Below are 23,957 nucleotides of genomic sequence, written 5' to 3'. Positions count from 1 at the left end.
TCAGGCCGCCTTGGACTGGTCGGCGAACCACGCCCGCACCACGTCAGGGTCGTAGCGGAGATGCCGACCGACGCGGCCGGCGGGCGGACCTATCCGGCGCTTGCGCCAGGTGTAGAGGGTCTGGACCGGGACGCCGAGGTAGGTCGATACGTCTTCGACGGTCCAGAGCGTGAGGGGTTGCGTGGTGGTCATGTCGTCTCCCGTAGTCGAGGGTCAAGCGGCGGCCGGCGCGGTGCCGGCGGGGGTGGTGCCGAGTTCGTGGGCGAGTTCTTCGCGGCCGGTGGTTCGTCGCTCTCGTGCCATGGCGGCGGCGGTGTTGGCCAGGAGTGCGTCTCCGGTGGTGTGCCAGCCGACTCCGGCGAAGGTGAGGGTGCCGACGATGAGCGTCGTGTCGTCTTCGTCGAGGTGGTCGACGGCGCGGAGGGTGCCGGGTTGCTCGTCGGCCTGGTCCTGGTGCTCGTGGCGTCGGTACGTGACGCGGGTGTCGCGTAGGAGTTGGAAGGTGACGGAGTAGCGGCGGGCCTTGGTGAGGAAGTGGCCGCCGAAGCCGAGCATGTGCGCCCACCGCCGCAGCCGGGCGTACGGGTTGGTCGTCGCCGGTTTCGTCGGTTCGGCGTCAAGCGCGGCTTGACGCTGGGCGACGCAGACGGGGCAGGCGGCGTAGCGGGTGTGGGTGCCGCAGTCGGGGCACTCCCAGCGCTTCACGAAGCCGGGCCGGGGCCGGTGTTCCCGGGGCCGCTCCGACAGCGGGACGGGTGTGCTGGTGGGTCGGCCGGTGTGCCAGCAGGCGTCGATGAGGCGGGCGGTGTGGTCGCCGTCGGGGTCGGCATAGTCGCCGATGGTGTCGGCGTCGAGCCTGACGGAGCGGTGCCCGGTTACCTCGGTGCTTTTGGTGGCGTACTTGGCAAGGTAGCCCGCGACCATGCTGTCGGTGACCTCACCGCCTCCGGTCAGGCTGATGGGTCGGATGTCCAGGCCCTTGCCCGGGTCACCCCAAGCGATAGGCCACCCACCCGGCTGGTCGGGGTGGGTGGGGCTGGTGAAGGCGACCTGCTCGACGGCGGCCCGGATCGCCTCGTCCAGGTCGGCCACGTTAAACCCGGCCGGCGGCGGGATGACGGCGGTGGGGTCGGTGGGGTGGACGCCGTCGAGGCGCACCAGGGCGTGGAAGTGCACCGCCCCGCGTGCCTGGAACTCGGCCACCTTGCCGTGCGACAGCCGAACCGGCGGGACCTTGCGGATGTTGCCGGAGGCGGTGACGACGGTGACGCGGGGGATGCCTCGGCGGCGGGCGAGTTTGGCGAGCCATCGTTCCGCGGCTTGTTTGGTGCGGTGCCACAGTTCGCCGGAGAACAGGTTCCACACGACTTGGTGGGTGTGGTCGTAGCAGTCCAGGCACAGCGGCTGCCCGAGCACCTGGTCCCCGGCCTCGTGTCGCGCCCAGCAGACGGCCGGTCGGCCGTGGGGGCAGAGGCCGGTGTCGCGGCGGGCGTGGCAGGGCTCGGCGCGGCAGTCGCAGCGTTTGCGGTTGCCGCAGGTGTGCCGCTTGATGGCCCGGGTGTGCACGGTGCCGAAGGACGGTGCGGTAAACGTGGCGAACACCGCCGGGTGTTGGGCAACTGTCTCGGGGACGCCTTTGCCGCCGATGAGGCCGGCTCGTAGGAGTTGGAAGGCGTCGCGTTGGTAGGTGTGGGCGCAGGAGGGGCAGACGATGGCGCGGCGGTTGCCGCAAGCGGTGTAGATCGCCGCATCCGGCATGGCGTCGGTGTGCCGCTGCTCCAGGACCCGGCCGGTGCCCTGCTCGACGGTCAAGAGCTGGCCGGAAAGGCGGATCGGACGGGTGCAACCGGCGGCGGCGCGGACGTGCTCCAGCCATCCGAAGTAGTCCGGCTTCGTGGCGCGGTGGAAGGCGGAGCCTTCGGCGGTGTAGTCGTAGACGGAGATGGTGTCGGCGTTCGAGCCCACACCCCGGGCCGTAGCGCGGGGTGTGAGGTCCAGCGTCGAGGCCATCAGCCGCGTGCCTCGGTGAGGTGGCGGGTGGTGATGGTGCGTTCGGTGACGATGACCCGGCAGGCGCCGCACTGGCGCTTGGCCGGTTCGTGCCGACGGCACGGGATCACGGCGGTGGTGTCGCCGCAGCGAATCGTGACCGGTGCCCGGCAGGGACCACCGGGAATGACGTCGACGAGGGTCCGTCGGATGTCGAACGGGTGGGCGTCGGGGTAGGCGGGGCAGGTGTGGGTGACCTGCTCGATGTCGACCAGGTAGATGCTCATCGGACACCACCACCGATGGTGGTCAGGAGCTTCCCGGCAACGGCCGGGGTGACGTCGAGCCGGTCGGCCAGCTCGGCGGGCGTGATGGGTGCTCCTGTGGCTTGTTCGTGCTGCACGGCCGCGAAACGGGCAGTGGGCAGCAGATGGGCGGGGACGTCGACCGGCTCCGAGGCCGGCGCGGTGACAGGTTCCGGCTCGACAGCCGGGGCCGGGGTGATGGCGGCCTGTGGTGCCGGCTCGGTGGTGACCTGCTCGGCCACTTGGACGCGGATTGGCTCGACCGGCTCAGCGATCGGCGGCAAGGGCTGCGGGGCCGGTGCGGGGGCGAGGACGAGTTTGACCAGGGCCATGAACGCCAGCGCGGGAACGGCCGACAGGAGCCACCCGGACGGGCCGGGCTTGGCAACCGCCAACTGTGCGGCGAGGGAGAGGCCGGCGGCGGCGATGAGCAGGACCATCGGGTAGCCGATGGGAGCGCCAACCCGGCGGCGTCGCCGGATCGTGAGCAGGGCGGCGATGGGGACGAGTTCGGAGATGACCGCGTTGGCCCAGCCGAACCATCCCGGGGTGTTGGCCGGGCTGTTGGCCATGGTCCAGTCGTGAACGTGGGTGAAGGACGCGGCACCCGCGGAGCCGCCGACGACGATGAGGATGAGGACCAGGACCAGGCCCTCCAAGCGGGTGCCGGCGCTGGCCGGCGCGGTGGTGGGCATCAGTGGCCTCCGTGGCAGTCGAGGCAGCAGCCGTAGCGGCGGGGGATGTAGTGGGGGTTCACCTGGCCGCAGTGGCGGCAGGTGCGGCGGGCGAGCAGGGCTTTGGCGATGGCCTCCCGCTGGGCGGGCGTGGCGGTGCGCTTCGCTTTGGCGAGGTCGGCGCGGTAGAGGTAGGCGACCCGGCGGTTGCTGCGGTGTCGCCAGAGGATCTGGGCGACCGGGTCATGTCCTCCGGGGCGAAGACCGGCGGCGCGGAGCTGCCGCAGGGTGGCCAAACCGGTAGGGGCGCAGTGGTAGGGGAAGGTGGGGAACCCGTAGCGGGTGCCGAGCGGGTCGTAGAACTCGACCCGGATGCCGGTGCGGTCGGCCAGGTTGTCGAGGTCGACGCTGCGAAGGTCGGTCATGGCATGTCACCGCCCCAGCGCTGTTGGGCGGCTTGGCGGGTGATGCCGAGGCGGGAGCCGATTTCGGCCCAGGAGTAGCCGAAGGCCCGCAGGCCGATTACGGCTTCCCCGATCGCGTCGTCAATGACGGCGGACAAGGCGACGAGGTCGCGGAGGGCTTCGACGTCGCCGGTGGCGACGCGGCGGCCGTGGGCGCGGATGATGCGCCGGGCGAAGCCGGCGAACTCGTCGTTCTCCACGACAGTCCGGTGCTTCAGTTGTTGCCCGAAAGGCGTCAAGGACTTCTTGACGGTGCTCATGCGTTCTCACCTCCGGTGGTGCGGAGGGAGTCCCACTCGTCGGCAGCCGCCTCAAGGGCGGTGATGACCTGCTCGGCGGTGCGGGCCGGGTCGTCGTTCCACGAGTAGGGGGAGGTGTGCTCGTCGAGCAGGTAGCCGTCCTCGTCGATGTGGAACACGGGCGCGGTGGCGTCGAGGTAGTCGACGAACACGCCCAGGGCGGACAGGTAGTCGGCGAGGGCGTCGGGGTCGAGCTGCGAGAAGTGCTCGACGGTGTATCCGGCGCAGGCGATGCCGATGGCCCCGGCGGCGCAGGCCGGCGGGGTGAGGGGGTCGGTGGTGGGGGCGTAGTAGGTGCCCTGGTGCCAGCCGTGCCGGCGCAGGTAGAGGGCAGCCATCCGCAGCAGGTCAGCGGGTGTGACCGGTGCTGCGGTGGGTGGGTTTTGGGTAGCCTTCATGGCAACCACGTCCTTTCGGGGGCTGTCGGTTGGTGGTCGGCAGGACCAGCTCTGCTGGCAGGCGGTGACCTGGTCCTGTCGGCCGGTCATCGGGCGCGTAGCCGCAGGTAGCGGCGGTGCCGGTTGTCGTCACCCGGCGCGCGGGTGGGTGCGGAGACGTAGACGAGTCGCCCACTGCGGGCGACGGCCTGGACCAGAGCGGCGATGTCCTCGGGACTGCCGGTGATCCACAGTTCGGTGAACTGCGCGGCCCGCTGGTTGCTGGCCTTGGCGTAGGTGCGCTCTCGGGTGGTCATGCCGCCAGCCCCAATCCGGTGGGGGTGCTCTGTCCGCCGGGGCGGCGGGTCCAGGCGGCGTAGTCGGCGATGCCGGCGATCTGGGTGTCGGTGAGGTAGGCGACCTTGATGCGGCGGGGGATGCCGCCTTCGGCGATGAGGTAGGCCGCGCCCTGGTTGCTGGGCGAGATGTCGGTGGCCGAGTAGCCCTGCTCGGCCCAGCCGTGACCGAGCACGATGTTCGACGAGTTCGGGGTGGTGCAGCGGAACGCGGCCCGGTAGCCGAACAGGTCCCGCAGGCTGGTGGGGATGATGTCGAAGGACGGCCGTTGGGTGGCGGCGACGACGGGGATGCCGGCGGCGCGGCCCCGGGCGACCAGGTCCCGCAGGAGCGCGACGAACTCTTCTTGTTCCTGCTTGCTGCCGACGGTGGCGGAGAAGAACGCGATCTCGTCGACCAGGACGGTGATGACGGACAGGCCGTCGGCGGCGGTGAGCTTGCGGCGCCCGTGGGCGCGCAGCCAGGCGTAGCGGTTGTTCATCACCTGTTGGAGCCGTCGCAGGACGGTCAGGGCGGCGGTGATGTCGGGGCCGATGAACGCGTCGGCGCAGTCTTCCCACTGCCCCAGCTCGACGAGCTTGCCGTCGAGCAGCACGAGGCGGGAGTCGACGGCGAGGGCGGCGTGCGCGGCGATGCAGTTGAGCAGGCCGCTCTTGCCTCCGCCGGGTTCGCCGCCGGCGAGGAGGTTGCGGTAGGCGAGGGTGATGTAGACGGGCTGACCGAACTCGTCGATGCCGACGAAGATGGGGTCGAACATCGACAGGCCAGGCCCCACCGGAACCCCCGACGTCGGGGCGGGTGCCGTGGTGGTCATGGGTGCCCTCCTTGGGCAGTAGGTGGGCGCGGGAAGCCACACGAACGAGCCGCACTGGCTCCCCGCGTCCAGGTGTGGTGGTGGGTTAGATCCAGTCGGAGACGTCCTCGGCGTCAGTCGCCGAGGAAGCCGCGGGCTTGCTGCCGTTGGCGGTGGTGGCCGGCTTCTTCTGCACCGGCAGGGTGATGGTGGGTGCGCCGACGTCGGGCAGGTCCAGCGCCGTGGGGATGACCGGCGTGGGCCGGTCGGCGGTGGGGGTGTCGGGGTGGATGACGTCGACCAGCGGAGAGTTCACCTGGGCGGTGAGGACTTCGCGGCGTTTGATGTCGAACCGCAGGTAGGCGGCGTTGCCGTCCGAGGCCCGCTCGACCAGCGCGGTCGAGGCGTGGCAGGCGACCGCAATGCGATCCAGGCGACCTTCCAGGTCGGCAATCGAGAGGCCGGGTCGCAGGTAGACCCAGACCCGCTCACCGACCGGGGTGGGCCGAGCCCACAGGATCAGCGGAAGCGAACCGGACTGGTTGGCGATGATGAACTGCGCGAAGCACACGCGCAGCCGATGCCGCACCACGAGGCACCACGTCCAGGCGAGGACCTGGCGGCGGATGGCGGGGATGGCGGCGGGAACGCCGACGACCAGGGCGACCACGAGCAGGGTCACCAAGGTCGGGGTGTGGTCGGCCAACTGCACCCAGCCGAGGCCGAGGAGCGTGATGAGCCCGATTTCGGGGGTCCACCACCACAGCAGCCGCAGGACCGGCCAGATCCGGACCAGCACCCAGGCGAGGCCGCCGGTCGGTACGCCGATGAGCGCGCCGACGAACACGGCGAGGATCGGGTGGATGTAGGAAGCGGCCACCACGGCCGACAACAGGCCGACGATGACCGCCGTGAGGATGAACGCCAACCGGGCGTTGCGGGCCGAGGAACGGTGGACCTTGGCCTCGATGACCGTCACCGTTCCGGTGTTCCGCCCGAAGGGGCGGCGGGGGCTAGACTTGGACACGACGAGTCCTCCCTTGCACAAGGGGTGGATGAGTGGAGGGCACGGGGTCGGCAGATGTAGGAGTCGGACCGACCCCGCGCCAGCTCTTGCGGGGATGCCACCACCACAGGTGGTGACGGGCCGGGAATGTAGGAGTCGGAACCACTCCCGGACCTTGGATCTCAGATCAGCGGACCATCAGGCCGCCTTCGTGCGTCAGACACCAGGGCTCACACAGTGCGGTGAGCGAGGGACCTACTTGGCCGCCGAGTTACCAGCCTTCGGCTTCAGCGAGATCGCACGGAACGCGACGCCGTTGCGCCCGTTGGTCGCCCACGGAATGGCCTCCAACTGCTCGACAGCGACGAGCTGTCCCACCGTCACGCCCGGCTTCTCACCCGCCGTGGTGATGGTGATGATCTCGCCGCCAGTCTCGTCGAGCACGAAGACCTGGGTCGACCACATGAGCCGGCCAGTGTTCTTCTCCGACCGCTGATTGCCGTTCTGGTCGTTCTTCGGCTCCGGGTCCTTCGTCACCTGGACCTGCTTGCTCTGGGTGTCCACGTACAGCTTCACGAGATACCTCCGAGGTCATGAGCGCGTCCCCTTTGGACGACTGCTCCTTGGCTGAAACCAGCATCACTGGCGAGGGTGTTTCATCGATACGGCATCGGTATCACATCTAAGACTTCTGATCCTCGCGTTGTCTCATCTCTGTCTCATCTGTGTTAGCATCCATGCATGACAGTCACTGGCGCTGAGCCTGCGACCGGCGAGCAAATGCGGTTGAAAGTGCTGCTTCAGCAGCGGCACTGGCAGACCTACAGGACGTTCTGCCAGGAGTACGACCGAGCGGCCGGCACGATCGACCGGGCGCTGGTCGGGCGGTGGCCGAGCAGGGCACAGTTGCACCGCTGGCTGTCCGGCAGCGTGAAGAGAATGCCGTACCCGGATCACTGCCGGGTGCTGGAAGCGATGTTCCCAGGGTGGACGGCCGAGCAGCTCTTTGAGCCGTGGGATCCCGAAGTGAATGGCTCCGCTGTTACGTCGGCCGCTGCGGAGACAGCGGGTGACACGGGTTTAGCCGTACAAGGCCTGAGTGTCCATCTAGACCTGACCAAGGAAGACAACCGAGCTGTTGCACAGCGGATAAGAACGGCAGGCAGCATCTTCTTTGCAGCGCACACCGGCTACAACGCGATGGTCTCCCAGTACCAGTCAGCGGTACGTGATGCGATCATGCAGGGGGCCACACTCCGGGTTGTCGTCTCGGACCCCAGCGGACCGCTGATGAAGGAGCGTGAACTGACCCGGCGCCTATGCCCGAGCATCAGGCAATCGGGGGAAATCCACGACGTCCTCTACGCCTGCGCCCGGCATCGATCAAGAGCCGCGCAACATCGGTTCGCCGTCGAGCACGTGCAGGCCCGGACCTATCCCGGACCGCCCAGCATGAACATCCTGCTGGTTGACGGGTGGCTGCGCCTGATCCCCTACCTGCCGCTGGTCGACGCAGCTGACTCGCCTGTCTACGAGTACGAGTTCGACCCGGAGGAGCCGACACCCCTGATCCGCAAGTACCTCGCAGCAATTGAACAACTGTGGACAGGCTCCGAGGACGTCGACCTGGACGAGTTGGGCAAGGAACTCATCGCCTGACTCCATCGGCCGTTGAGGCTCGCCTGACCGGGGACCGAGGACAGAGCGCCTACCATCAGGGCCGTGGACAAGGTGCAGCTACGGCGACTTCCGGTGACGACGCCTCCAATCCCTCCCGGCGGTGGACGAGTCCAGTCCCCGGCCGGAGAACTGGCCCAGCTTGTCAACGGCGACAGCTACCAGTTCCTTGCCTACCTGGAGTTCCGGCCAGACGCCACGAAGCCTCGCGGCAACCACTTCCACGCGCACAAGACAGAGACGCTGTACCTGATCAGCGGGCGAGTCCGGGCGGTGTACCACGACCTGGACTCCGGCGAGCGAGCGAGGATGACGCTTGAGCCCGGAGACCTGGTCACGGTGCAGCCGCGGTGCGCGCACGTTTACTACGCGCTGGAACACTCGCAAGCCGTGGAGCTGGCCAACCGGCCGTACGACCCGGCCGACACGCACCCCTATGAGGTGACGGAGACGGTCTAGCGGCCGACTGCCGGCGATGTCGGCTCTCACGACCTCCGTGACAGATCAGTCTCGGGATGTGCGTGACACATCCGGCTAGACGATCTCCTTTCGTCCTCGGCCGAGGTGCGACGATGTCCACCACCTGGGCGGGCTGCGGGTGGCGGAGTGGAAGGAATCGTGGGAGTGAGATACGTCAGCGTGGAGCGGACCAGGGATGGCATGGATCTGGACCCGGATGCGTACCTGCGGCAGTTGCCGCGGTTCGCCGAGTCGTTGCCCGAGGGGGCGCGCAGGTTCGCCACGGACCCCGGCCACTACGACTTCTTCGGTCGACGGTGCGTCAAGGACCTTAAGCCCGCGCGGCTGGCATCGGGTGAGACGGGCGGGAGCCGCTGGCTTGAGCTGCACCTACGGCACAACTGTTGGAAGCACGAGGAAGACCTGACGATCCGCTACAGCGGTGTGCAGAGCCTAGCGATTGAGCCCGCTGACCAAGGGATGGACGTGGCCCAGCTCCGGGACGTGATGCTGGACGAAGTGCTGCCACACGAACACGGTTGCCGACACGAAATCGTTTGCCTCTCTGGAACGCTGGTCGTGACGAGCCAGGACTTGGCCGCTACCTGGTTGCACGCCGACTGTCCGGAGCGCGAGCCGAGTTCGTGAGTGCTTCCGCCAACGTCCTTGCCGCGATCATCGAGCCCCACCGACCGATGCGGGCAACACTGGACTGAGTGTCACGCAGGTCCTGATACCGATGTGTCACGCAGGTCCCGAGACCGGACAGCCGGCCGCCGGCGAAGTGGTTCAAACTTTCTGTACGTCTTCAAGGCGGCCCGCAACGGGCCGCACGCGCCGCCGCCTGGGCGCGCGTCCGTCGCTCCGCTGGCGCTCCGACTCCGGCCACGCAACACGCCCGGCGGCTGGCGCGGAAAGCGGAAAGCCCAGAGGGCCGCCGCAGAACGACAGACCGTTAGACGGGTGAGGTGGTGGGCCGACAGCCGGCCGGACCGCGCGGCCAGGAACCCGCGCGGCGCAGGGGAGCGCACGCCGGTCGCGCCGGCAGCCTGGCGGCGGTCACGCGGTTGCGGTTACTGCGCCTCCGGCGGGGGCGCTCCGGCTCCAGGATGGCCGGGGCTCCGTCGGCGGGTTACGGTCCTGGGTGGTTGCGGTAGGCCATCCCGGCTGCCATCGACCCGGGCAAGCCGAGCAAACCACCGCCCGACCCGCCAGCGCTCGTGCGAGCCGTCAAGGTCCGCTTGACGCGGCGGGTCGGGCGGAGGCCCGCTCCCCAGGAGGGCGGGTCGATGGCAGCCGGGATGGCAGTCAGGCGACCCGTGGGAGATGCTTTCCGAACCTGTTACTCAGGAATCTCAACTCGGAGCGCCGATGGATGAGCAGGTCACTTCATTTGAGGAAAGCTTTAGGCAGTACTCTGTCTACAAGTGGAAAATCGAGCGCGAATCGAACCAGAGGCTAGTGAAGCTGTGGAGCGAGATAGGAACGTCGAATCAAGATGACGGCGTCAAGTTAATCCTAACGGACGTAGCCTGGGCAGTCGGGGCGTTCGAGCGAGCTCATGATGTTTTAGAAGCGAACGCGATGCGGGTTGAAGAGTTTAGGCGGAATGGAGTGCCCGCCATTCTGGCGTTCTTGTCAGGCCCCTACCATCAGTCGCTCGACTACAATCTTGCGATCTCGCTATGGATGGACCTTGCGGACGTATTCGTGTGGTATAGAACTATCGTTGAGCGACTGGGGCATCTTAAGAGACCAGCTCGGAAGGGTGCGACTCTCGTTACCGAATCCGAAATTGAGACCCAAATCGAGAAACTCCGCCGGCGAGCCGTAGATGAATTTGACGGGGCTAGGGCAACCGCACTTGCTAATAAGCTGCTGCACGAATCAAGGCACCCTGGCAACGCGCATGATCTCTCGACGAGCGTGTACTGGAAAGGCGAGAGCGGCGACGAGCTCGACTTCGCGGAGAACGGTGACGCCCGGGATTCTATATGGCGGCTCCGTCAGGAAACAGTTGAGCAACTGGTGAGATTCATACAGCTCGCCACCCGGGCATGAACGCAGTGGTAGGGCTTCGTCCTCGTTGATGGCATCGGCATCGGTGGTGCAGTGCGAGGATGGCTAGCGATCAGGACGACGTCAGGCGCACCCCGTACCATGCAAGCTACGCCTCGGCGCGGTCCTCCCGTGCATCGTCATAACGAATCCACGTGCCGCGTCCCTCGCGTGACCTTTTGTCTTGAGCTTCTTTCCACTCGCGGACGTACGTTGGCACCTGCGGGAGGGGCTCGCTACGTAGGTAGGCAGCAACCTGTTCGATGATGTAATTGATGGTCATCGACCCGGTGTAAAACGGGTGGAGGTTTCCACTTAGTTCTTGATGTATTGCCTCCGGCCAAGACATCACAGCCAAACCAAGCTTGATTCGGCCGCGTAGTTGCGGATTTTGAATTAGGAGCGCTTGCGCGCCAAGCATCGACTTCTTGTTGTCAATTCTCATTGTGGCGGAACGCGTTAAATATCCCTCGGTCGTCTCGGCACCTTCGTGACTGTACACCTCAGCGATTTCAACACTTATTTTAAGTGCCGACATGGCCGCATCCTCGGACCTCGCGCGCATCTCGGCCCGCCTCATGGCTCGACTCTGGACGGCCTGACCGGCAATCACAAAGGTGCCACCCATTAAGCCGCCAATTACTGCGGTGACCAGGCTAACGGCTTCTGGACTCATCGCATCTCCGAACTGACGCCTAGACTTCAGGAGGTAGGGGATATTTCCAGGTTCTATCCCCGCCCGTCTCGGGATCGGTCCAGGTCACCGTGATCGTGCTGTCTTTTGTGCCGAAGGTGCGTGCCGCAAGGAATGAGATCGTCTCATGTGGCCCTACCTCCTTCGGAGCCTCATCTAACCCAAACAGAGGCAGTGACTCGTGCGCTGAGACCTGGACGTTCCTAGCGTCTCCGTTGCCGACGTTGGTGAGCAGGTAGCGGGAGCGATGCTGATGCACGAGGGTCCACCGGACAGCTCCCGCCTTGCTGGTCATGACAGCCTTCTGGCTATTGCCTGCCATCGTTTCGAGGGCTTCCACAACCCGCCTGGTGTACTCCTCCGTCAGCGCTGCTGCCGCCTCTGAGCGAGCTGCGGTCGCCTCAGCCTGCTCTCGCTGAAGCCGCTGCCCGTCCCTGGTGACCTTCTCTTGACGGATCATCACGATCGTCGTGGCGATGCCAACCGCTAGAGCCACCGCGACACCAAGAACGGTTGCCTGGTCGGCAAACGCCTGCCAATCCGTTGCGAGGGGTCGCGCAGCCAACAGCACGGTGTTGACGCTAACCATGTGGAGCAACCCCGCACCAGATCGCGCTGTACGACGTCTCTGTGGGCGTGACGCCAAGGGCCCGCTCCTAGCAGTGTGGGCACACAGGGGGCACAAGACATTGTCAAATGTCGTCAACTAGCCCCCACGGATGGCAGCCTGAGCGCCGCGTGAGCAGGCGTCGCCCCGCCGTTCACGCTGGTGGCGGCACAGCGGCTCTATGTTCCGCTTCAACGTCTGACCGTCCAACCTGGATCAAGGTGACCTGGGGGAGGGCCGCGGCCAGCTGCACGAGAGAATCCGGCGTGGGCTTCTGCTGCGAGATGATGCGCGACAAGGTTGAGACCGAGTGCGACCAGCACCCCAACCCGTTCGAGTGCCCCGACAACCTGATCTACCACCAGCCGGAGCCAAGCGATGAGCGTTACGGCCTCATCATCCACGACGGCGGCAGTTCGTACATCGCCATCCGATACTGCCCCTGGTGTGGTAGCGCCCTACCGGGCATGGACGACGAGGATGAGCCGACTGAGTGACTAACTGAGTGACGACCAGGGCGACCGCGCCCGGACGCCCACGGACAACGAAGGACGTGCGTGGCAGGGTGGAGCAGGCATCAGGGCAGGTCGCGGCGGGCTGATTGTTGCCTGGGGGTCAAGGAGTCGTTCGCCATCGCGCCCGCTGGTGCCCGGTAGGCCGGCTGACATCGGCCGGTCGCGGCTTTACCTCCCGGGGAAGGGCCATCCCGCTGTGGGCCAGTCCTGAGCCACCCCCGTTTTCATGGAGCTTCTTGATCATGGTCTGATGGCCATGGGGAGGAAGTCGTCCGTGGCAGCACCGAAGAAGTACCCCGACGAGCTGCGTCAGCGCGCTGTGCGCTTGTACCGCGAGTCGGACCCAAAGCCCGTCATCCGGCGCATGGCCGAGCAACTCGGCGTGCATCACGAGGCGTTGCGGAACTGGATCCGGCAGGCCGAGGCCGACGCGGGCGAGCGCACCGATCGGCCCACCAGCGAGATGGCCGAGGAGAACCGGCGGCTGCGTCGCGAGGTGGCGGAGCTGCGGCGGGCGAACGAGATCCTGAAAGCGGCGAGCGCGTATTTCGCGGCGGAGCTCGACCCGACCCGGCGACGGTCATGACGTTCATTTATGAACACCGTGACCAGTTCGCGGTCGCGCTCCTGCTACGGGTCCTGAACATCGGCGCCTCGACCTACTACGCGTGGGTCCGGCAGGTCGAGCAGCCCTGCGACCGCGACGTGGTCGACCTGGGGCTGATCTCCAACATCCACGAGATCTGGGAGACGTCTGGGCGCACCTGCGGCGCGGACCGGGTGCACCGGCAGCTGCGCCGTGACGGAATTCGCGTGGGCCGCAAGCGGGTCGAGCGGCTGATGGCGGCCCAGGGTTGGCAGGGCGCGTTCCTGCGTCGAGGCTGGCGCGGCGGCTCCACGAGGCAGGACCCACGGGCGACGCCGGCGCCGGATCTGGTCAACCGGCAGTTCACCGCCGACGGGCCGAACCGGCTCTGGGTCGCCGATGCCACCCGCATCCCCTGCGGCGAGGGTGTGTTCTGGCTGGCCGCGGTCCGTGATGCGTTCTCGCGCCGGATCGTCGGCTGGAAGACCTCCGGCCGCTGCGACACCGACCTGATCCTCGCCGCCCTCGAATACGGCATCTGGTCGCGCGACGTCCGCGACGGCCAGCTGATCCACCACTCGGACCGCGGGTCGAACTACACGTCTTTTCGCTTCGCGGAACGCCTACAGGACAACGGAATCCTGCCCTCGATGGGCTCCGTCGGCGACTCGTTCGACAACGCGCTCATGGAGAACTTCTGGTCGACGCTGAAGATCGAACTCGTCTATCGCACCTCATGGCGCACCCGGGACGAGGCCGAGAACGCGATCTTCGCCTACATCGACGGCTGGTACAACACCCGCCGCATCCAACGCGAACTGGGCTACCTCAGCCCTGACGAGTACGAGACCGCCTCGCACACCCGCCAGCACGGCCCAGCCGAGCCAACTATCGCCACCCCTGCACCAGCCGGCAGCAGGTAACCACTGCTCCATCAAAGCGGGGGGAACTCATCCCGAGGGCTGGAAGGCTGTACCGTCCGACCGTGCAAAGCCCAGCGCCGAGGACCCCTACCGGGCCCTCACTGGCGGCTGCCTTCCCGGCCCACCTTCAGCGGGACGTGCAGACCGTCTTGAAGCTCCTACCGTCGGCACCCTTGGAGCCGGCCCTGCCATTCGGTGTAACCGTCGATGAGCAACCACTGGTCATCCCGTACCGCATCTACCAAGCCGAACCCACAGCCGGTGCGGAGGCCAGTCTGCCGCCGACGCAGTTCGCGATTCTCAACTGCCTCTATACGCGTCACCACGACGGTCGAGTACGGCAGCGACGGCTTGAGCACGTTCTGAGGCTGAACGAGCCGTGGGTGGTCCCATTCGTGGTCCGGCTGGTCGGGGAGTACGTCCTAGAGATCCTGCTCGACATCCGCCGTGAACTCGTCGAGCTCGACGACCCCACGACCCCGCAGCACGCTGTCTATGGACAGGTTCTCGCCGCGAACCCGGCCTTCCTCGCCGTCACGCGTCAGCGAGTGGCGAGCTACTGGGCCTGCTACTACCGGCATTTGTACTCCGACCCGCGTTACTACCCGGGCTTCACGCTCATCGAGTCCATGCGAGCCGCAGCAAGGCACTACAGCGCCCCCCACCAGGTCACGACATCCTCGTATCTAGATGATGGGCAACGCGCCGTCGTAGTCCATCCCGACGTCGCCCGGGCGAGTCCCAAGATCAGGCCGTATCCAGGCCGTCAGAGGTGAACCGAGAGTAACGAACGTTGACCACCGATGACCAATGAACGAGCAGCTCAGACGGCATCTTGTCCGTGTTGATCGATTATGCCCTCACCTTTGATCAATACAACGCCAAGTGACGGGTGCAGGTGCCTTGACCTGCATCTCAGGTCGCCTGGGTCGGGGAGGCCCGTGGCCCGGGTCAGGGTTCCCCAGGGCAAGGTGACCTCTACGGGCACGTAATGCTTGGCGTGGTCAATCAGGCGGCGAGCTACCGAAGGGCCGGCCCGATCAGCGTGGGAACGGGCCCAGGGGTGACTTGTCGCCTACGGACCACTTGTGACCGAACGGGTCCGTGAAGCCACCTTGGCGGTGCGTCCCCCAGGGCACGTGGTGATCCTCGATTCCCGCTCCGGCGATAGCGCCCGCGGCGACGGCGCGCTCGATGACACTGTCGGGATCGTCGGCAAACACCTCGATGCGGGTACTTGTGATCCCTGCCTGGCCGGGACTGGTCTCGGTGGGGTTCGCCGGATTGCTCTCATGGAGGAAGAAGGCGGCACCACTGATCTCAAGGCCGGCTACGCCACCAAGGTTCCACAGCTCTGTCGCGCCCAGTGCAGTCTTGTACCAGGCAACCGCGGCGTCTGCATCTTGGACGATCAGCATTACAGAGATCACTGGTGGCGAAGCTGACGGTGTGTCGCCGGACGGGGTGGAACGATCTTTCAGTTCCTCAGTCATGCCCACAGCATGCCGGACGGCATCGGCAGCGTTCCCCGGTCCGGCCGACACCCGGACTCCACCAGCCCAACGACCAGCAGATCGCGAAGTGTCAGCGCCGTCCAACCCAGCTGAGATCACTTCGGTGACCCGACCGAGATGGCGTACCGGCCAATGCGGAAATCTGACATTGCCAGCGACCTCGGCGGGTTCGACCGCGCGATCGGCCTGGGCTCCGTCGCTCTGCGCGAAGCACGTCACGTCTCGCCAAGGGGGTAGCGTTGACTTGTTGCAGAATAGAGGGCGGATGCGCCGTGACGGCTTTCGACGAGCGGGGGTGGCCGTGATCCGAGAACGAGTGCTGCATGAGTTGCAGCGGCAGACCCGGTGGTGGCCCTTGGGGATGCTGGTATCGACCGCATGCACCTTCGCTGCGCTGCTGGTCAGCGGCCCGAACAGTCGGTTCGGTGGCCCGCTGTTGTACGTCGTTGTGCTGTGTGGGTCCGGCGCTCTGCTGGTGTTATCGATCGTCCTGCTGGTGTTGCGGGACCGGATCGGCATCGGCAGCCGGTAGAGCGCGCCGAACCCTGATCTCCACCAACACACGGCGGAGTGTCAGATGATGCGTGACAGCTCAAGCTAGACGATCTCGCTGGTGTGAGGCTCCTGGATCGGTGTAAGCGGATGCGAGTTCGTTCACCGCTTGGCGGGGTGGCGGCCCTATCGCATGCGGTATGCCTGCCGGGTCCTAGCCACCCTTGACCCACGTCAGCATTTCCCGCCAGTGCGCAGGAGACGGTGTGTGAGCGGCGTTCTCGCCGATGCGGACCTCGGCGTCGGGCATCCGTGCGGCGATCAGTGGCGCGTCGGCAACAGATCTGCCGGGGTCGTGTCGGCCAGCCCAGATGAGGACGCGGCAGGGCACGTCTCGAAGGTGGAATCCCCACGGACGAATGTCTGTGGCAAGCCAGTCGCCGACCAGGCCGGCGGCGCCTTGGCGGGCGCCTTCGAGGTTGGACTCCTCATTTGGCTGCATCCAGGTGTCCTGGCCATTAGCGAGCAGTTCGCGGTGCTGTTTGAGGGGGTCTTCCGCGTACCAGGCGGCAGCGCGCGTCACGTAGGGGCGGCCCAGTCCCGGGATGTTGCAAACCGTCCACGTTTGAATCCGCTGCCAGCCGCGTACCGTCCGCAGCTCCCGGGATGGGCCGGTGAAACCGGCGGCGACGACGCCGGTAAGGCGTTGCGGGAACCGGGCACCGCAGGCCACAGCGTACGGTGCGCCACCGGAGAACCCGACCACTCCGAAACGCTCGATTCCCAGAGATGCCATCAGCGCACCGACCGCATCGGCGACGCCGAGCAGCGTTGGCCGCCGGACAGGTGTCGACCGACCGTATCCAGGCCGGTCCACGGTCATCAGGCGAACGCCCACCAACGCCGCGTCGTCCGGGTGGCTGAGCCGAGACCTGGCGTGCATGCAGGTACACCACGGGCACCCCGGCCGGATCGCCGTACACCGCCCAACCCAGAACCCGATTGTCCGCAAGGGCGAAATCCATCCTGCTCCTCCGCTTCCAGCAGGAAACCGCAGTCGCCTCCACCAGCACTCGGCCGGATGATCACTGCGGTGGGCGGGCTGTTCAGCGACGAGCGGGTCAGGATGTATGCACGGCCGGAGAGGGCCAGGGGCCGCCATCGGCAAATCGGGCTCCCCAGTAGAACGGGTTAACCTCAACAAGTGTCCGCGCGGTCCATCCAGACGAGCTGAGAGGGTCACTCACGCCCACTTGAACCTCAGGCCCCCATAGGGCGAGGCGCTCCTGGCAGATCCCGCACGGTGCCAGAACAAAGATGTCCGTGCTGCCAGCCTCTCTTCCCACGCACACCGACGCGGTCACCCGCTTGTTCAGCGTGTATGCCTGGCAGATGGCTCCGGTTTCGTGGCACAGAGTGACCCCGGCATTGAGGTTGTCGAGGCAGACACTGGTCAGGATCTGACCGTCCTCGAGGTACACGGCAGCTGCCCCGCCGTACTCGTCGGCCGGCCATCGGCGGTTCATTTGGTCAATGGCTGCATCGATGAGGCGTTGATCAAGATTCATAGCGCGAGGCTACAGCCACGCCAGGGAGGGTCACCCAGCCCCTGGAACCGATTCATCACGCAGGTCCCGAGACCGGACACCGGCTGCCGGCGGGTGTCGGGTCTCAGGACCTCCGTGACGGATCAGTTCCAGGATGGGCATCAGAAGGTCGATCCGGTCGTGGCGGCGGTAGTACTCGATGCTGGGGCGGGTGTCGTCTCGGTCTCCCGAGCGTCGCAACTGTTCAAAGGTCGGGGTGAGCAGGGCATAGGCGGCGGGTTGGGGACCACGCACGGTTGCGCTCAGGTATTGGCCTCCGGGAACGACGCCTGATTGCAGGCCGAGTTGGTCAGGGTGGTCGCCGGCTCGGATCTGCACGCAGCAGCGGTAGATGCCGGAGTCGTCGAACACGCCGAGGAATCTGCGCTTGCGCAGCGACCCGAGCAGGGTCTCCAGGTGGTCCCAGGCTGGCCCGATCTCGTCTGATCCGTCTTTGGCGGCCACGAACATGACCGGCGTCTCGGTGCGCTCGACTCGCCTGAGCGGTAGTTCCATCCGCGGCCTCCTCGGGCGTGTGGTCCATGTTGCATGGAAGCTACTCACGGCCTCTGACACGGCGTGTCCCGCGAATCAGGTTCCTGTGGTCCGGCCGGCGCTTCCACGCCGTGGAGGTTCCGGCTTGCGGAGCGTGAACCTGGCGATGGCCTTGGTGGTGGTGCGAGGGACTTCGAGGAGGAGTTGGTCGCCGTCGTGGACCCACAGAGGCTCGGACGCCGGGGTGGGCGGTGGCCCGGCGGGGCGGGCGTCGCGGATGCCGACGATCTCGGCTTGTGTCAGGGCGTTGGGCAGGCCGCGGAGCGGGAGGCCGTTTGTGGTGATCTGCAAGAGGCTGCGGTCGAGTCGGACCGTGACGGCGTCTGCCGGCGAAGTGGTAGCCGACGGAGTGTTGCGTCAAGGTCCGCTTGACCTGGCGGGCTGGGCGGCGGCCCGCTCCCCAGAGGAAGGGGCGATGGCAGACAGGGATGGCATGATCAGCGGGCCAAGTGTCAACCTGACTACCGTCAGCTACTGAGCGTGTATGTCGTGCAGCTAGCCGGCCATCCGCTTGACCCTGAGGTCCTAGACACGGTCGGACAACCCCGCCGGACGCAGCGCCCAGAACTTACCAGCGAGAGGTCTGTTCGCGCCCGGGCCGACGAGATGCCGCTGTCGGGTCACCACAGCTCGTCGAGGGCCGCGACCTGCTTGCGGACGGTTCGGGCGTCCTGCGATGGTCTAGTGGCTGTAGCCGCCTCAGCGTTGCGGCCCGTCCCATGACCATCGTGGAATGGTCAAGCCCTCGGGGACGTCATCCGCGGACTCGTGGTAGCGCGACATGGTCGTCGTGGTGGCCCAGGCGAAGTAGTCGTGCAGCACCGTCCGGAGTGGCTCACTTGTGAGACCCACGTCCTGCAGGGCGTCGTCGAAGCAGGCGATCGCGCGGTGGTCCATCTCCTCGTGTGGGCCGTTGCCGCTGTGCATCCGCACGACCGATGTCTCGTCTCCGTGGGTATCGGAGTAGGTGGTAGGACCGCCGAGTGCCTCGGCCCAGTACGCGGCGAGTCGCTCGGTGTGCTGGGGATGGAATCCGTGGCTGAACGCGTGACCGACGATTTCGTCGGCCATGACCCGGGCATGCCACGCTGCGGCCAGGCGGAGCAGGCCGTCGCTGCCGCCGGCAGCCTCGTACACGCTCTTCATGGTCGAAGGATGCCAGGCCCGGCGCCGGGTTGCGCGTCGGTGCGCCGTCGCGGGAGGCTCCATCCTGGCCGCACGGGTGATCGTTGGCAGCGACCGAACGGCCGGTCGTGAGGGTGGTGGCCGTGTGGTTGGGTATTCCACATGGACGGCGCCGGCTGGGTTTCGCTCGTAAGCTCGTCAGCCTCCCTGTTGATTTCTCTCGCCGCGTTGGCTTTCACCGGGTTCTCCTTCCGGGATAGGCGACGGCAGGACCGGCGAGATCTATTCCTCAAGGTTCACGAGCGGTTGCTCGACCCCGATTTGCAGCGAGGGCGGAGACTTCTCTTTTCCCATGCTCGGACCGTTGAGGCGGTCATTGAGTTGCGAGACCAGCAGCCAGAAGAGTTCGGTTTGATCAACCGCTCCCTTGCGATGTTTGACGTCGCCGCGATGTACGCGACCAAGGACTACATCAACGAGCGGGACTTCCTTGACGAGTGGGGTCCTTCCTACGGGCAATGCTGGCTCGCTGCGGACGCATTCTTACAAGTCAGATTTGGTGGCGTTCATGGCGGAGACGCGCGGGGATGGCCGCACTTTCGGGTCCTGGGTCCAGTGGCTGCCAGTGCCCTGGACCCGATTCCGGCACCTGCGCCAAGGTCGTCTGACTGGGGCGGCCAAGCGAGCCCCGCTGAGTGAAGAACGGTAAGACGTTCAGGCGCTTTGGGCCACTCGGTACGTGTAGTAGTCCACCCGCATCCCGTCCTTCACCACGTCCCGCAGCAGGTCACGCGGGGCGGACCACCGGAACGGCGGGTCGAAGATGATCAAATCAAAGTCACCGTCGACGGCGCTGAACACATCGCTCTGTCGTGCGTCGACCCGCTCGCACACGCGGCATGACCTCCGGCGGCACGTCCAGCGTCAACCCCAGGTAGTCGAACGTCTGCGCCGCCCCGGCCGCCGCCCGCAGGGATTGATAGGCGTGCTAGTGCCACCGGTGGACCTGCTTGGCGTACGCTGCCCTGACCGTCGGCTGGTATCCCGCCTCAGCGGTCGCCGATGGTTCGCCGGCGTCAGTCATCGGGATACCGTAGCCACCGCTCAGCTGACCCGACAGTCGATTCCTTCCTCTTGCACCACCCGACCGGGTCGCCACCGTTGAATCATCGAGAGGGCAGGAGCCCGACGATGATGAGCAAAGGATGTCGACACATGACGATCCAGCGGATGGACAACGTTCTCATCGTTGTCGACGACCTTGACGCCACGATTTCGTTCTTCGTCGAACTTGGCATGGAGCTGGAGGGCAGGGCGCCGATCGAGGGACGCTGGGTGGAACGTGTCATCGGGATCGACGACGTCCGACAGGAGGTCGCCATGCTGCGGACCCCGGACGGCCACGGTCGGATCGAGCTGGCGATGTTCCACGCGCCGAAGGCGATCAGCGCCGAGCCGAAGGACGCACCGGCGAACACGCTGGGCATCCGTCGCATCATGTTCGCCGTCGACGACATCGAGGACGTCCTTGCCCGCCTGCGCACCCACGGCGCCGAACTCGTCGGCGAGCTGGCGCAGTACGAGGACAGCTACCGGCTCTGCTACGTCCGCGGCCCGGAGGGCATCATCGTCGGACTGGCCGAGCAGCTCAGCTGACAGGCGTGACGGCGCAGCGTGCGGGACGCACGTGCGGGGCGGCCGGGCTCAGGCGATCAGGGTGCCACCGTCGACGGTCACCACCGTGCCGGTGGCGTAGGTCGCCCGCAGCAGGTAGACGAACGCCTCGGCGACCTCCTCGGGCTCGCCCACCCGACCGAGCGGAAGTGACTCGCTGAGCTGGGCGTACATCTGCTCGCGGGTTTCGTCCGGCAGCGCGTTCCAGAGCGGCGAGCGGATCACGCCGGCGGAGACGGCGTTGACCCGGAGTGGGGCGAGTTCGACGGCGCGGCAGTCCCAGGCGGGAGACCCCTCGTCCCGGCTGGCAGGACCGTGAGTAGTGCGGACCCACCTCGACTCGTCGTCACCCGGTCGCTTCGTCGGCGAAGGTTTCGCGGAGCGCCGGGTCCAGCGACCGGCCGGTCGTCGGCTCGATGAACAACTCGGCGAGCAGCAGGTCGGCGAGGTGGGTCGGGTTGACGCCGGACTCCTTGCGGCTGAGGGCCTGCAGCGCGCCGCCGAGTCGTAGGGAGGCCTTGACCGCGCCGGCCGGCAGGCGAGCGACCCGGCGACGCCGCCCGACCGCCTCGGCGATGCGCGCGATCATGTCGTTCCACGTGAGGTTCTCGTCCGCGACCGGAATGTCGTCACCACGGGCCTGCTCGAGAGCGTCCACCGCGACCTCGGCCACACTGCGTGCCGAGGCCGCCGCGGTTCCGCCAGCGGGGACGGCCAGGGGTGTACGCGACCGCGCCCAACGGTCCAGGGGACCGGACCAGTTCGGTAGCCGGTCGCCGGCCCGGCCGAAGACGAACGGCAACTCGAGCACGGCAACCGGTAGGCCCGGGCCGGCGGCCGCCCGTCCCTCCCGGGCCTGCTCCACACGGCATCGGATGTACGTGTGGCGGGCCGCGAGCCGCCACTGTGGACGCAGTCGGTCGAAGTAGGTGTAATACGAGCCCATCACGACGCCACGGGTGAGACGCTCCAGGCGGGCGGCCGTGAACAGGTTCACCACCGGCTCGACGTTGTCCCGGCGGAACGTCGGATAGATCGGCTTGCGGAGCGGTCGCTGCTCGTCCGTGCGGGTGGCGTACACCACGCCGTCGTGACCAGCGAGCAGTGCCCGCAGCTCCTCGATCGACGCGGACCCGACATCGACCAAATGATCAACACCCGGGTGGGCGGTACGGGCCACCGTCGTCGCGGCATGACCTCGCTCGCGCAGCACGTCCACGACATGCGCGCCGATCAGACCACTTCCACCGACCACAAGAATCCGCACGCTGAATCGTCCACTCTGGAGCCCACCGCTTGTCAAGTCGCGACTCGCGCTCGTCATACCTCCGATTCAGGAACGGGGTCTCCCCATCCGGCCGCGCGGGTGAAGATGACGGGATGGACCTCACGGCTCGGAACGGGGATGAGCATGCCTGAACCGCGCGCCTTCTGGCTCGACGAGCAGTTCGACCGTGAGCGCGGCGCTGACGGCCGCGGTCGCTACGAGGCCGAGGTGCTCGGTCGGATTGACGAGTTCACCGATACCTGGGGCGATATCGCGCCGGTGGCGTTCGCGGCGACGGCGTGGCGGCTGGCCAGCGAGCTGTCGCCCGGTTACGTCCGCTGGCACCGGCGGATCGTCTCGGCGACCTGCGCGCGAAGCCCGTGGGATGGGAGCATGGTCTGCGCCGTGACCGTCGTCTCCCGCTGGCCCGCCGAACTCAGTTGGACCAGGCAGTGGCAGCGTGACCGTGGTTGGCGTGACTGGCCCCAGTTGTTCGGCCAGTACACGAATCCGTCGGAGCAGGATCAGACGCGCAGCCCGCACCTGCGCGCGATGCTCCAGGTGGACGCGCCGGTCCCGCTCGATGATCTGCCGCCGGCGCCGGACGGGCCAGATCATTCGGTGGTGCCCGCGGCACGCAGGGCCGTTGCGGTGCTGGCCCGGGAACTCAACGAACTCCTCGCCCCGATGATCGGCCAACTCGAAGCCGGGGTGCCGGCGGACTCCTGAATCACCCGCGCCGGGTGGGCGTCCCCGCCTCGATCGAGGAACCCTGGATAGCAGCCAACGACGGCGGCGTCGGCCATCGGCTCGGAAGAGGAGCAGTCGGTCGGGGGAGGTGGCGGCGCCGCCCGCCGGTGCGCGGAGAGGGCAACCCGAGCCCGGTCCAGGGCCGTCGGTCGAGCAGGCGGCGGGCGGCCACCACCAGGGGTACGACGAGCAGCGTCGTGAGGATGGCCCTGGCGACATGGGTCGGGCGGCCGTCGTCCCGGCCGAGCGGGGCACCGTGGTAGACGAACAGCCACACCAGCACGGTGCCAGCGAAAACGATGAGGACCCGCCGGTGCAGGGCCGGGCGTGCGTCGTGGGTTGCCCGGAGATCGCGAGGTCGACCGCTCACCGCGCTCACCGTAGCCACCGAGCTCAAGTACCGTCAGCGACCGAGGACGAGATACGCGAGGCCGAGGACTCCGCGATAGACCGTGAGGTACTGGCGCAGCCGGTCGTCGAGTTCCGCGCGGACCTCCGCCGCGCGGGGATCCTCCGGGTACGTCAGCAGCCACTCCTGCCGGCCGGCGAGCCAGGTGGACTCGAAGTCGTCCCACTCCCGTTGGTCGGCGGTGCTCAGGTGCAGGACCCGCCAGCCACGCTCGCGCGCGGCCTCGACGAGTCCCGCGAGATCGGTGACCTCCGCCCCGAAGATCTCCTCGGCCTCCCTGCTTGGGGGACGGTCCCAGAACCCCTCGCCGAACAGCAGCCGTCCACCGGGCCGGACCACGGTGGCGAGCGTGTCGAGGGCTGCGCCGGTGCCGCCGAAGGCGTGCGCGGAGCCGATGCACAGGACCCGGTCGGCCGGCTCCTGCCAGGCCGCCGCTTCCCCCATCACGAACGCGACGTGCCGGTTCAGTGACCGGCCCACGGCCAGCCTCCGCCCGCGGGCCAGAGCGGCATCGTCGGTGTCGACGCCGACGCCCCTCGTCGCGACCGGGCCGGCGACACCGCCCGCGGCGACCGCCCTGAGCAGCAGCTCACCCCAGCCGCAGCCGAGGTCCAGCACGCGCGAGCCGGGGCGGACGTCGAGCCGCTGCAGCAGCAGGGACGCGTGCTCCTCGGACAGCGGCGTGTTCCAGCGCATCCGGGCGTAGCGGCTGGTGGCGAGGTGGTCGATTGACTGCATCCGTTGAGGGTGTCAAGTCGTGATCCAGGGTGCGCGCCCGGGCCACCCCACAGTCCGGAAGCCG

Annotated in this window: 33 protein-coding genes and 1 pseudogene; 11 read left to right on the top strand and 23 right to left on the bottom strand. The window is 67.2% G+C overall.

Annotated features, from left to right (window positions below):
* The 11 genes from GA0070607_RS29540 to GA0070607_RS29490 all read right to left on the bottom strand — a co-directional run bounded on the left by GA0070607_RS29540 (position 1) and on the right by GA0070607_RS29490 (position 6,840).
* Positions 1–192: a helix-turn-helix domain-containing protein gene (locus GA0070607_RS29540; protein WP_089021128.1), complete on the bottom strand. Its 192-nt coding sequence runs from the start codon at positions 190–192 to the stop codon at positions 1–3.
* 21 nt (positions 193–213) lie between these two features.
* A complete protein-coding gene (locus GA0070607_RS29535; RefSeq protein WP_089021127.1) occupies positions 214–2,010 on the bottom strand; it encodes a replication initiator in 1,797 nt (598 codons plus the stop codon).
* The gene (locus GA0070607_RS29530) at positions 2,010–2,276 is read right to left on the bottom strand and encodes a hypothetical protein (protein ID WP_089021126.1); all 267 of its coding nucleotides are present in this window, start codon (positions 2,274–2,276) and stop codon (positions 2,010–2,012) included. The genes GA0070607_RS29535 and GA0070607_RS29530 overlap by 1 nt, the downstream gene beginning before the upstream one ends.
* On the bottom strand, positions 2,273–2,989 hold the full coding sequence (locus GA0070607_RS29525; RefSeq protein ID WP_089021125.1) for a hypothetical protein: 717 nt from the start codon (positions 2,987–2,989) through the stop codon (positions 2,273–2,275). The genes GA0070607_RS29530 and GA0070607_RS29525 overlap by 4 nt, the downstream gene beginning before the upstream one ends.
* Positions 2,989–3,393, bottom strand: a complete 405-nt coding sequence (locus GA0070607_RS29520) for an RRQRL motif-containing zinc-binding protein (RefSeq protein WP_089021124.1) — start codon at positions 3,391–3,393, stop codon at positions 2,989–2,991. Before GA0070607_RS29520 ends, GA0070607_RS29525 begins: the two co-directional genes overlap by 1 nt.
* On the bottom strand, positions 3,390–3,692 hold the full coding sequence (locus GA0070607_RS29515; protein ID WP_089021123.1) for a hypothetical protein: 303 nt from the start codon (positions 3,690–3,692) through the stop codon (positions 3,390–3,392). The genes GA0070607_RS29520 and GA0070607_RS29515 overlap by 4 nt, the downstream gene beginning before the upstream one ends.
* A complete protein-coding gene (locus GA0070607_RS29510) occupies positions 3,689–4,129 on the bottom strand; it encodes a DUF6197 family protein (protein WP_089021122.1) in 441 nt (146 codons plus the stop codon). Before GA0070607_RS29510 ends, GA0070607_RS29515 begins: the two co-directional genes overlap by 4 nt.
* Before the next feature lie 86 nt (positions 4,130–4,215).
* On the bottom strand, positions 4,216–4,425 hold the full coding sequence (locus GA0070607_RS29505) for a hypothetical protein (protein WP_089021121.1): 210 nt from the start codon (positions 4,423–4,425) through the stop codon (positions 4,216–4,218).
* The gene (locus GA0070607_RS29500; RefSeq protein ID WP_089021120.1) at positions 4,422–5,279 is read right to left on the bottom strand and encodes an FtsK/SpoIIIE domain-containing protein; all 858 of its coding nucleotides are present in this window, start codon (positions 5,277–5,279) and stop codon (positions 4,422–4,424) included. Before GA0070607_RS29500 ends, GA0070607_RS29505 begins: the two co-directional genes overlap by 4 nt.
* An 85-nt stretch (positions 5,280–5,364) precedes the next feature.
* Positions 5,365–6,285 (bottom strand): hypothetical protein, encoded by a 921-nt coding sequence (locus tag GA0070607_RS29495; RefSeq protein ID WP_231930502.1) that lies wholly within the window; start codon positions 6,283–6,285, stop codon positions 5,365–5,367.
* A gap of 234 nt (positions 6,286–6,519) precedes the next feature.
* Positions 6,520–6,840, bottom strand: coding sequence for a hypothetical protein (locus tag GA0070607_RS29490; protein ID WP_089021118.1), 321 nt, complete (start codon positions 6,838–6,840; stop codon positions 6,520–6,522).
* Between the two features lie 165 nt (positions 6,841–7,005).
* Between GA0070607_RS29490 and GA0070607_RS29485 the strand changes: the two genes are divergently transcribed.
* The 4 genes from GA0070607_RS29485 (at position 7,006) to GA0070607_RS32610 (ending at position 10,461) form a co-directional block, all read left to right on the top strand.
* The gene (locus GA0070607_RS29485; protein ID WP_157743308.1) at positions 7,006–7,923 is read left to right on the top strand and encodes a hypothetical protein; all 918 of its coding nucleotides are present in this window, start codon (positions 7,006–7,008) and stop codon (positions 7,921–7,923) included.
* Between the two features lie 63 nt (positions 7,924–7,986).
* The gene (locus tag GA0070607_RS29480; RefSeq protein ID WP_089021116.1) at positions 7,987–8,400 is read left to right on the top strand and encodes a cupin domain-containing protein; all 414 of its coding nucleotides are present in this window, start codon (positions 7,987–7,989) and stop codon (positions 8,398–8,400) included.
* A gap of 201 nt (positions 8,401–8,601) precedes the next feature.
* Positions 8,602–9,048 (top strand): hypothetical protein, encoded by a 447-nt coding sequence (locus GA0070607_RS29475; protein ID WP_089022179.1) that lies wholly within the window; start codon positions 8,602–8,604, stop codon positions 9,046–9,048.
* A gap of 723 nt (positions 9,049–9,771) precedes the next feature.
* Positions 9,772–10,461, top strand: coding sequence for a hypothetical protein (locus GA0070607_RS32610; RefSeq protein ID WP_157743307.1), 690 nt, complete (start codon positions 9,772–9,774; stop codon positions 10,459–10,461).
* 106 nt (positions 10,462–10,567) lie between these two features.
* Here the strand turns inward: GA0070607_RS32610 and GA0070607_RS32605 are convergent, their stop codons facing one another.
* Both GA0070607_RS32605 and GA0070607_RS29470 read right to left on the bottom strand, forming a co-directional pair.
* Complete coding sequence (locus GA0070607_RS32605; RefSeq protein WP_157743306.1) at positions 10,568–11,134, bottom strand: hypothetical protein; 567 nt, start codon at positions 11,132–11,134, stop codon at positions 10,568–10,570.
* Between the two features lie 19 nt (positions 11,135–11,153).
* A complete protein-coding gene (locus GA0070607_RS29470) occupies positions 11,154–11,741 on the bottom strand; it encodes a hypothetical protein (protein ID WP_089021115.1) in 588 nt (195 codons plus the stop codon).
* 239 nt (positions 11,742–11,980) lie between these two features.
* On the opposite strand from GA0070607_RS29470, the gene GA0070607_RS29465 reads away from it, so the two are divergent.
* The 4 genes from GA0070607_RS29465 (at position 11,981) to GA0070607_RS32600 (ending at position 14,559) form a co-directional block, all read left to right on the top strand.
* Complete coding sequence (locus GA0070607_RS29465; protein WP_231930499.1) at positions 11,981–12,256, top strand: DUF6980 family protein; 276 nt, start codon at positions 11,981–11,983, stop codon at positions 12,254–12,256.
* Between the two features lie 292 nt (positions 12,257–12,548).
* A complete protein-coding gene (locus tag GA0070607_RS29460; RefSeq protein WP_157743305.1) occupies positions 12,549–12,860 on the top strand; it encodes a transposase in 312 nt (103 codons plus the stop codon).
* Positions 12,857–13,783, top strand: coding sequence for an IS3 family transposase (locus tag GA0070607_RS29455; RefSeq protein ID WP_089021113.1), 927 nt, complete (start codon positions 12,857–12,859; stop codon positions 13,781–13,783). The genes GA0070607_RS29460 and GA0070607_RS29455 overlap by 4 nt, the downstream gene beginning before the upstream one ends.
* Positions 13,784–13,920: 137 nt before the next feature.
* On the top strand, positions 13,921–14,559 hold the full coding sequence (locus GA0070607_RS32600) for a hypothetical protein (protein WP_157743304.1): 639 nt from the start codon (positions 13,921–13,923) through the stop codon (positions 14,557–14,559).
* Positions 14,560–14,823: 264 nt separating this feature from the next.
* Here the strand turns inward: GA0070607_RS32600 and GA0070607_RS29445 are convergent, their stop codons facing one another.
* Positions 14,824–15,276 carry a VOC family protein gene (locus tag GA0070607_RS29445; protein WP_157743303.1) on the bottom strand — a complete coding sequence of 151 codons (453 nt, stop codon included), beginning with the start codon at positions 15,274–15,276 and terminating at the stop codon, positions 14,824–14,826.
* A gap of 316 nt (positions 15,277–15,592) precedes the next feature.
* On the opposite strand from GA0070607_RS29445, the gene GA0070607_RS29440 reads away from it, so the two are divergent.
* Entirely contained in the window at positions 15,593–15,829 is a 237-nt protein-coding gene (locus tag GA0070607_RS29440) for a hypothetical protein (protein WP_089021110.1), read from the top strand.
* A gap of 174 nt (positions 15,830–16,003) precedes the next feature.
* On the opposite strand, the gene GA0070607_RS29435 is transcribed toward GA0070607_RS29440, so the two are convergent.
* The 5 genes from GA0070607_RS29435 to GA0070607_RS29405 all read right to left on the bottom strand — a co-directional run bounded on the left by GA0070607_RS29435 (position 16,004) and on the right by GA0070607_RS29405 (position 19,949).
* Positions 16,004–16,732 carry an alpha/beta fold hydrolase gene (locus GA0070607_RS29435; protein ID WP_157743302.1) on the bottom strand — a complete coding sequence of 243 codons (729 nt, stop codon included), beginning with the start codon at positions 16,730–16,732 and terminating at the stop codon, positions 16,004–16,006.
* Between the two features lie 178 nt (positions 16,733–16,910).
* Positions 16,911–17,357, bottom strand: coding sequence for a cytidine deaminase (locus GA0070607_RS29430; RefSeq protein ID WP_089021108.1), 447 nt, complete (start codon positions 17,355–17,357; stop codon positions 16,911–16,913).
* A gap of 30 nt (positions 17,358–17,387) precedes the next feature.
* Positions 17,388–17,891 (bottom strand): GyrI-like domain-containing protein, encoded by a 504-nt coding sequence (locus GA0070607_RS29425; protein WP_089021107.1) that lies wholly within the window; start codon positions 17,889–17,891, stop codon positions 17,388–17,390.
* 738 nt (positions 17,892–18,629) lie between these two features.
* Entirely contained in the window at positions 18,630–19,076 is a 447-nt protein-coding gene (locus GA0070607_RS29415) for a group II truncated hemoglobin (RefSeq protein WP_089021105.1), read from the bottom strand.
* Between the two features lie 693 nt (positions 19,077–19,769).
* Complete coding sequence (locus GA0070607_RS29405; RefSeq protein ID WP_089021103.1) at positions 19,770–19,949, bottom strand: RsmD family RNA methyltransferase; 180 nt, start codon at positions 19,947–19,949, stop codon at positions 19,770–19,772.
* Between the two features lie 321 nt (positions 19,950–20,270).
* Between GA0070607_RS29405 and GA0070607_RS29400 the strand changes: the two genes are divergently transcribed.
* On the top strand, positions 20,271–20,711 hold the full coding sequence (locus GA0070607_RS29400; protein WP_089021102.1) for a VOC family protein: 441 nt from the start codon (positions 20,271–20,273) through the stop codon (positions 20,709–20,711).
* A 48-nt stretch (positions 20,712–20,759) separates the two neighbouring features.
* Here the strand turns inward: GA0070607_RS29400 and GA0070607_RS29395 are convergent.
* Together GA0070607_RS29395 and GA0070607_RS29390 are read right to left on the bottom strand one after the other, a co-directional pair.
* Positions 20,760–20,987: pseudogene (locus tag GA0070607_RS29395) on the bottom strand (SDR family oxidoreductase); the annotation flags it as partial.
* Between the two features lie 88 nt (positions 20,988–21,075).
* Positions 21,076–21,942, bottom strand: a complete 867-nt coding sequence (locus GA0070607_RS29390) for a Rossmann-fold NAD(P)-binding domain-containing protein (protein WP_231931219.1) — start codon at positions 21,940–21,942, stop codon at positions 21,076–21,078.
* Here GA0070607_RS29390 and GA0070607_RS29385 point away from each other — a divergent pair.
* Positions 21,877–22,725 (top strand): hypothetical protein, encoded by an 849-nt coding sequence (locus GA0070607_RS29385; RefSeq protein WP_231931239.1) that lies wholly within the window; start codon positions 21,877–21,879, stop codon positions 22,723–22,725. The genes GA0070607_RS29390 and GA0070607_RS29385 overlap by 66 nt on opposite strands.
* 1 nt (position 22,726) lies before the next feature.
* Here GA0070607_RS29385 and GA0070607_RS32595 read toward each other — a convergent pair whose 3' ends face one another.
* Both GA0070607_RS32595 and GA0070607_RS29380 read right to left on the bottom strand, forming a co-directional pair.
* Positions 22,727–23,116, bottom strand: coding sequence for a hypothetical protein (locus tag GA0070607_RS32595; protein ID WP_157743301.1), 390 nt, complete (start codon positions 23,114–23,116; stop codon positions 22,727–22,729).
* 33 nt (positions 23,117–23,149) lie between these two features.
* A complete protein-coding gene (locus tag GA0070607_RS29380; protein ID WP_089021099.1) occupies positions 23,150–23,893 on the bottom strand; it encodes an SAM-dependent methyltransferase in 744 nt (247 codons plus the stop codon).
* Positions 23,894–23,957 lie beyond the last annotated feature (64 nt).

Source organism: Micromonospora coriariae, from assembly GCF_900091455.1.
GTDB lineage: Bacteria > Actinomycetota > Actinomycetes > Mycobacteriales > Micromonosporaceae > Micromonospora > Micromonospora coriariae.
This window is presented reverse-complemented; position numbering and strand designations above follow the sequence as displayed.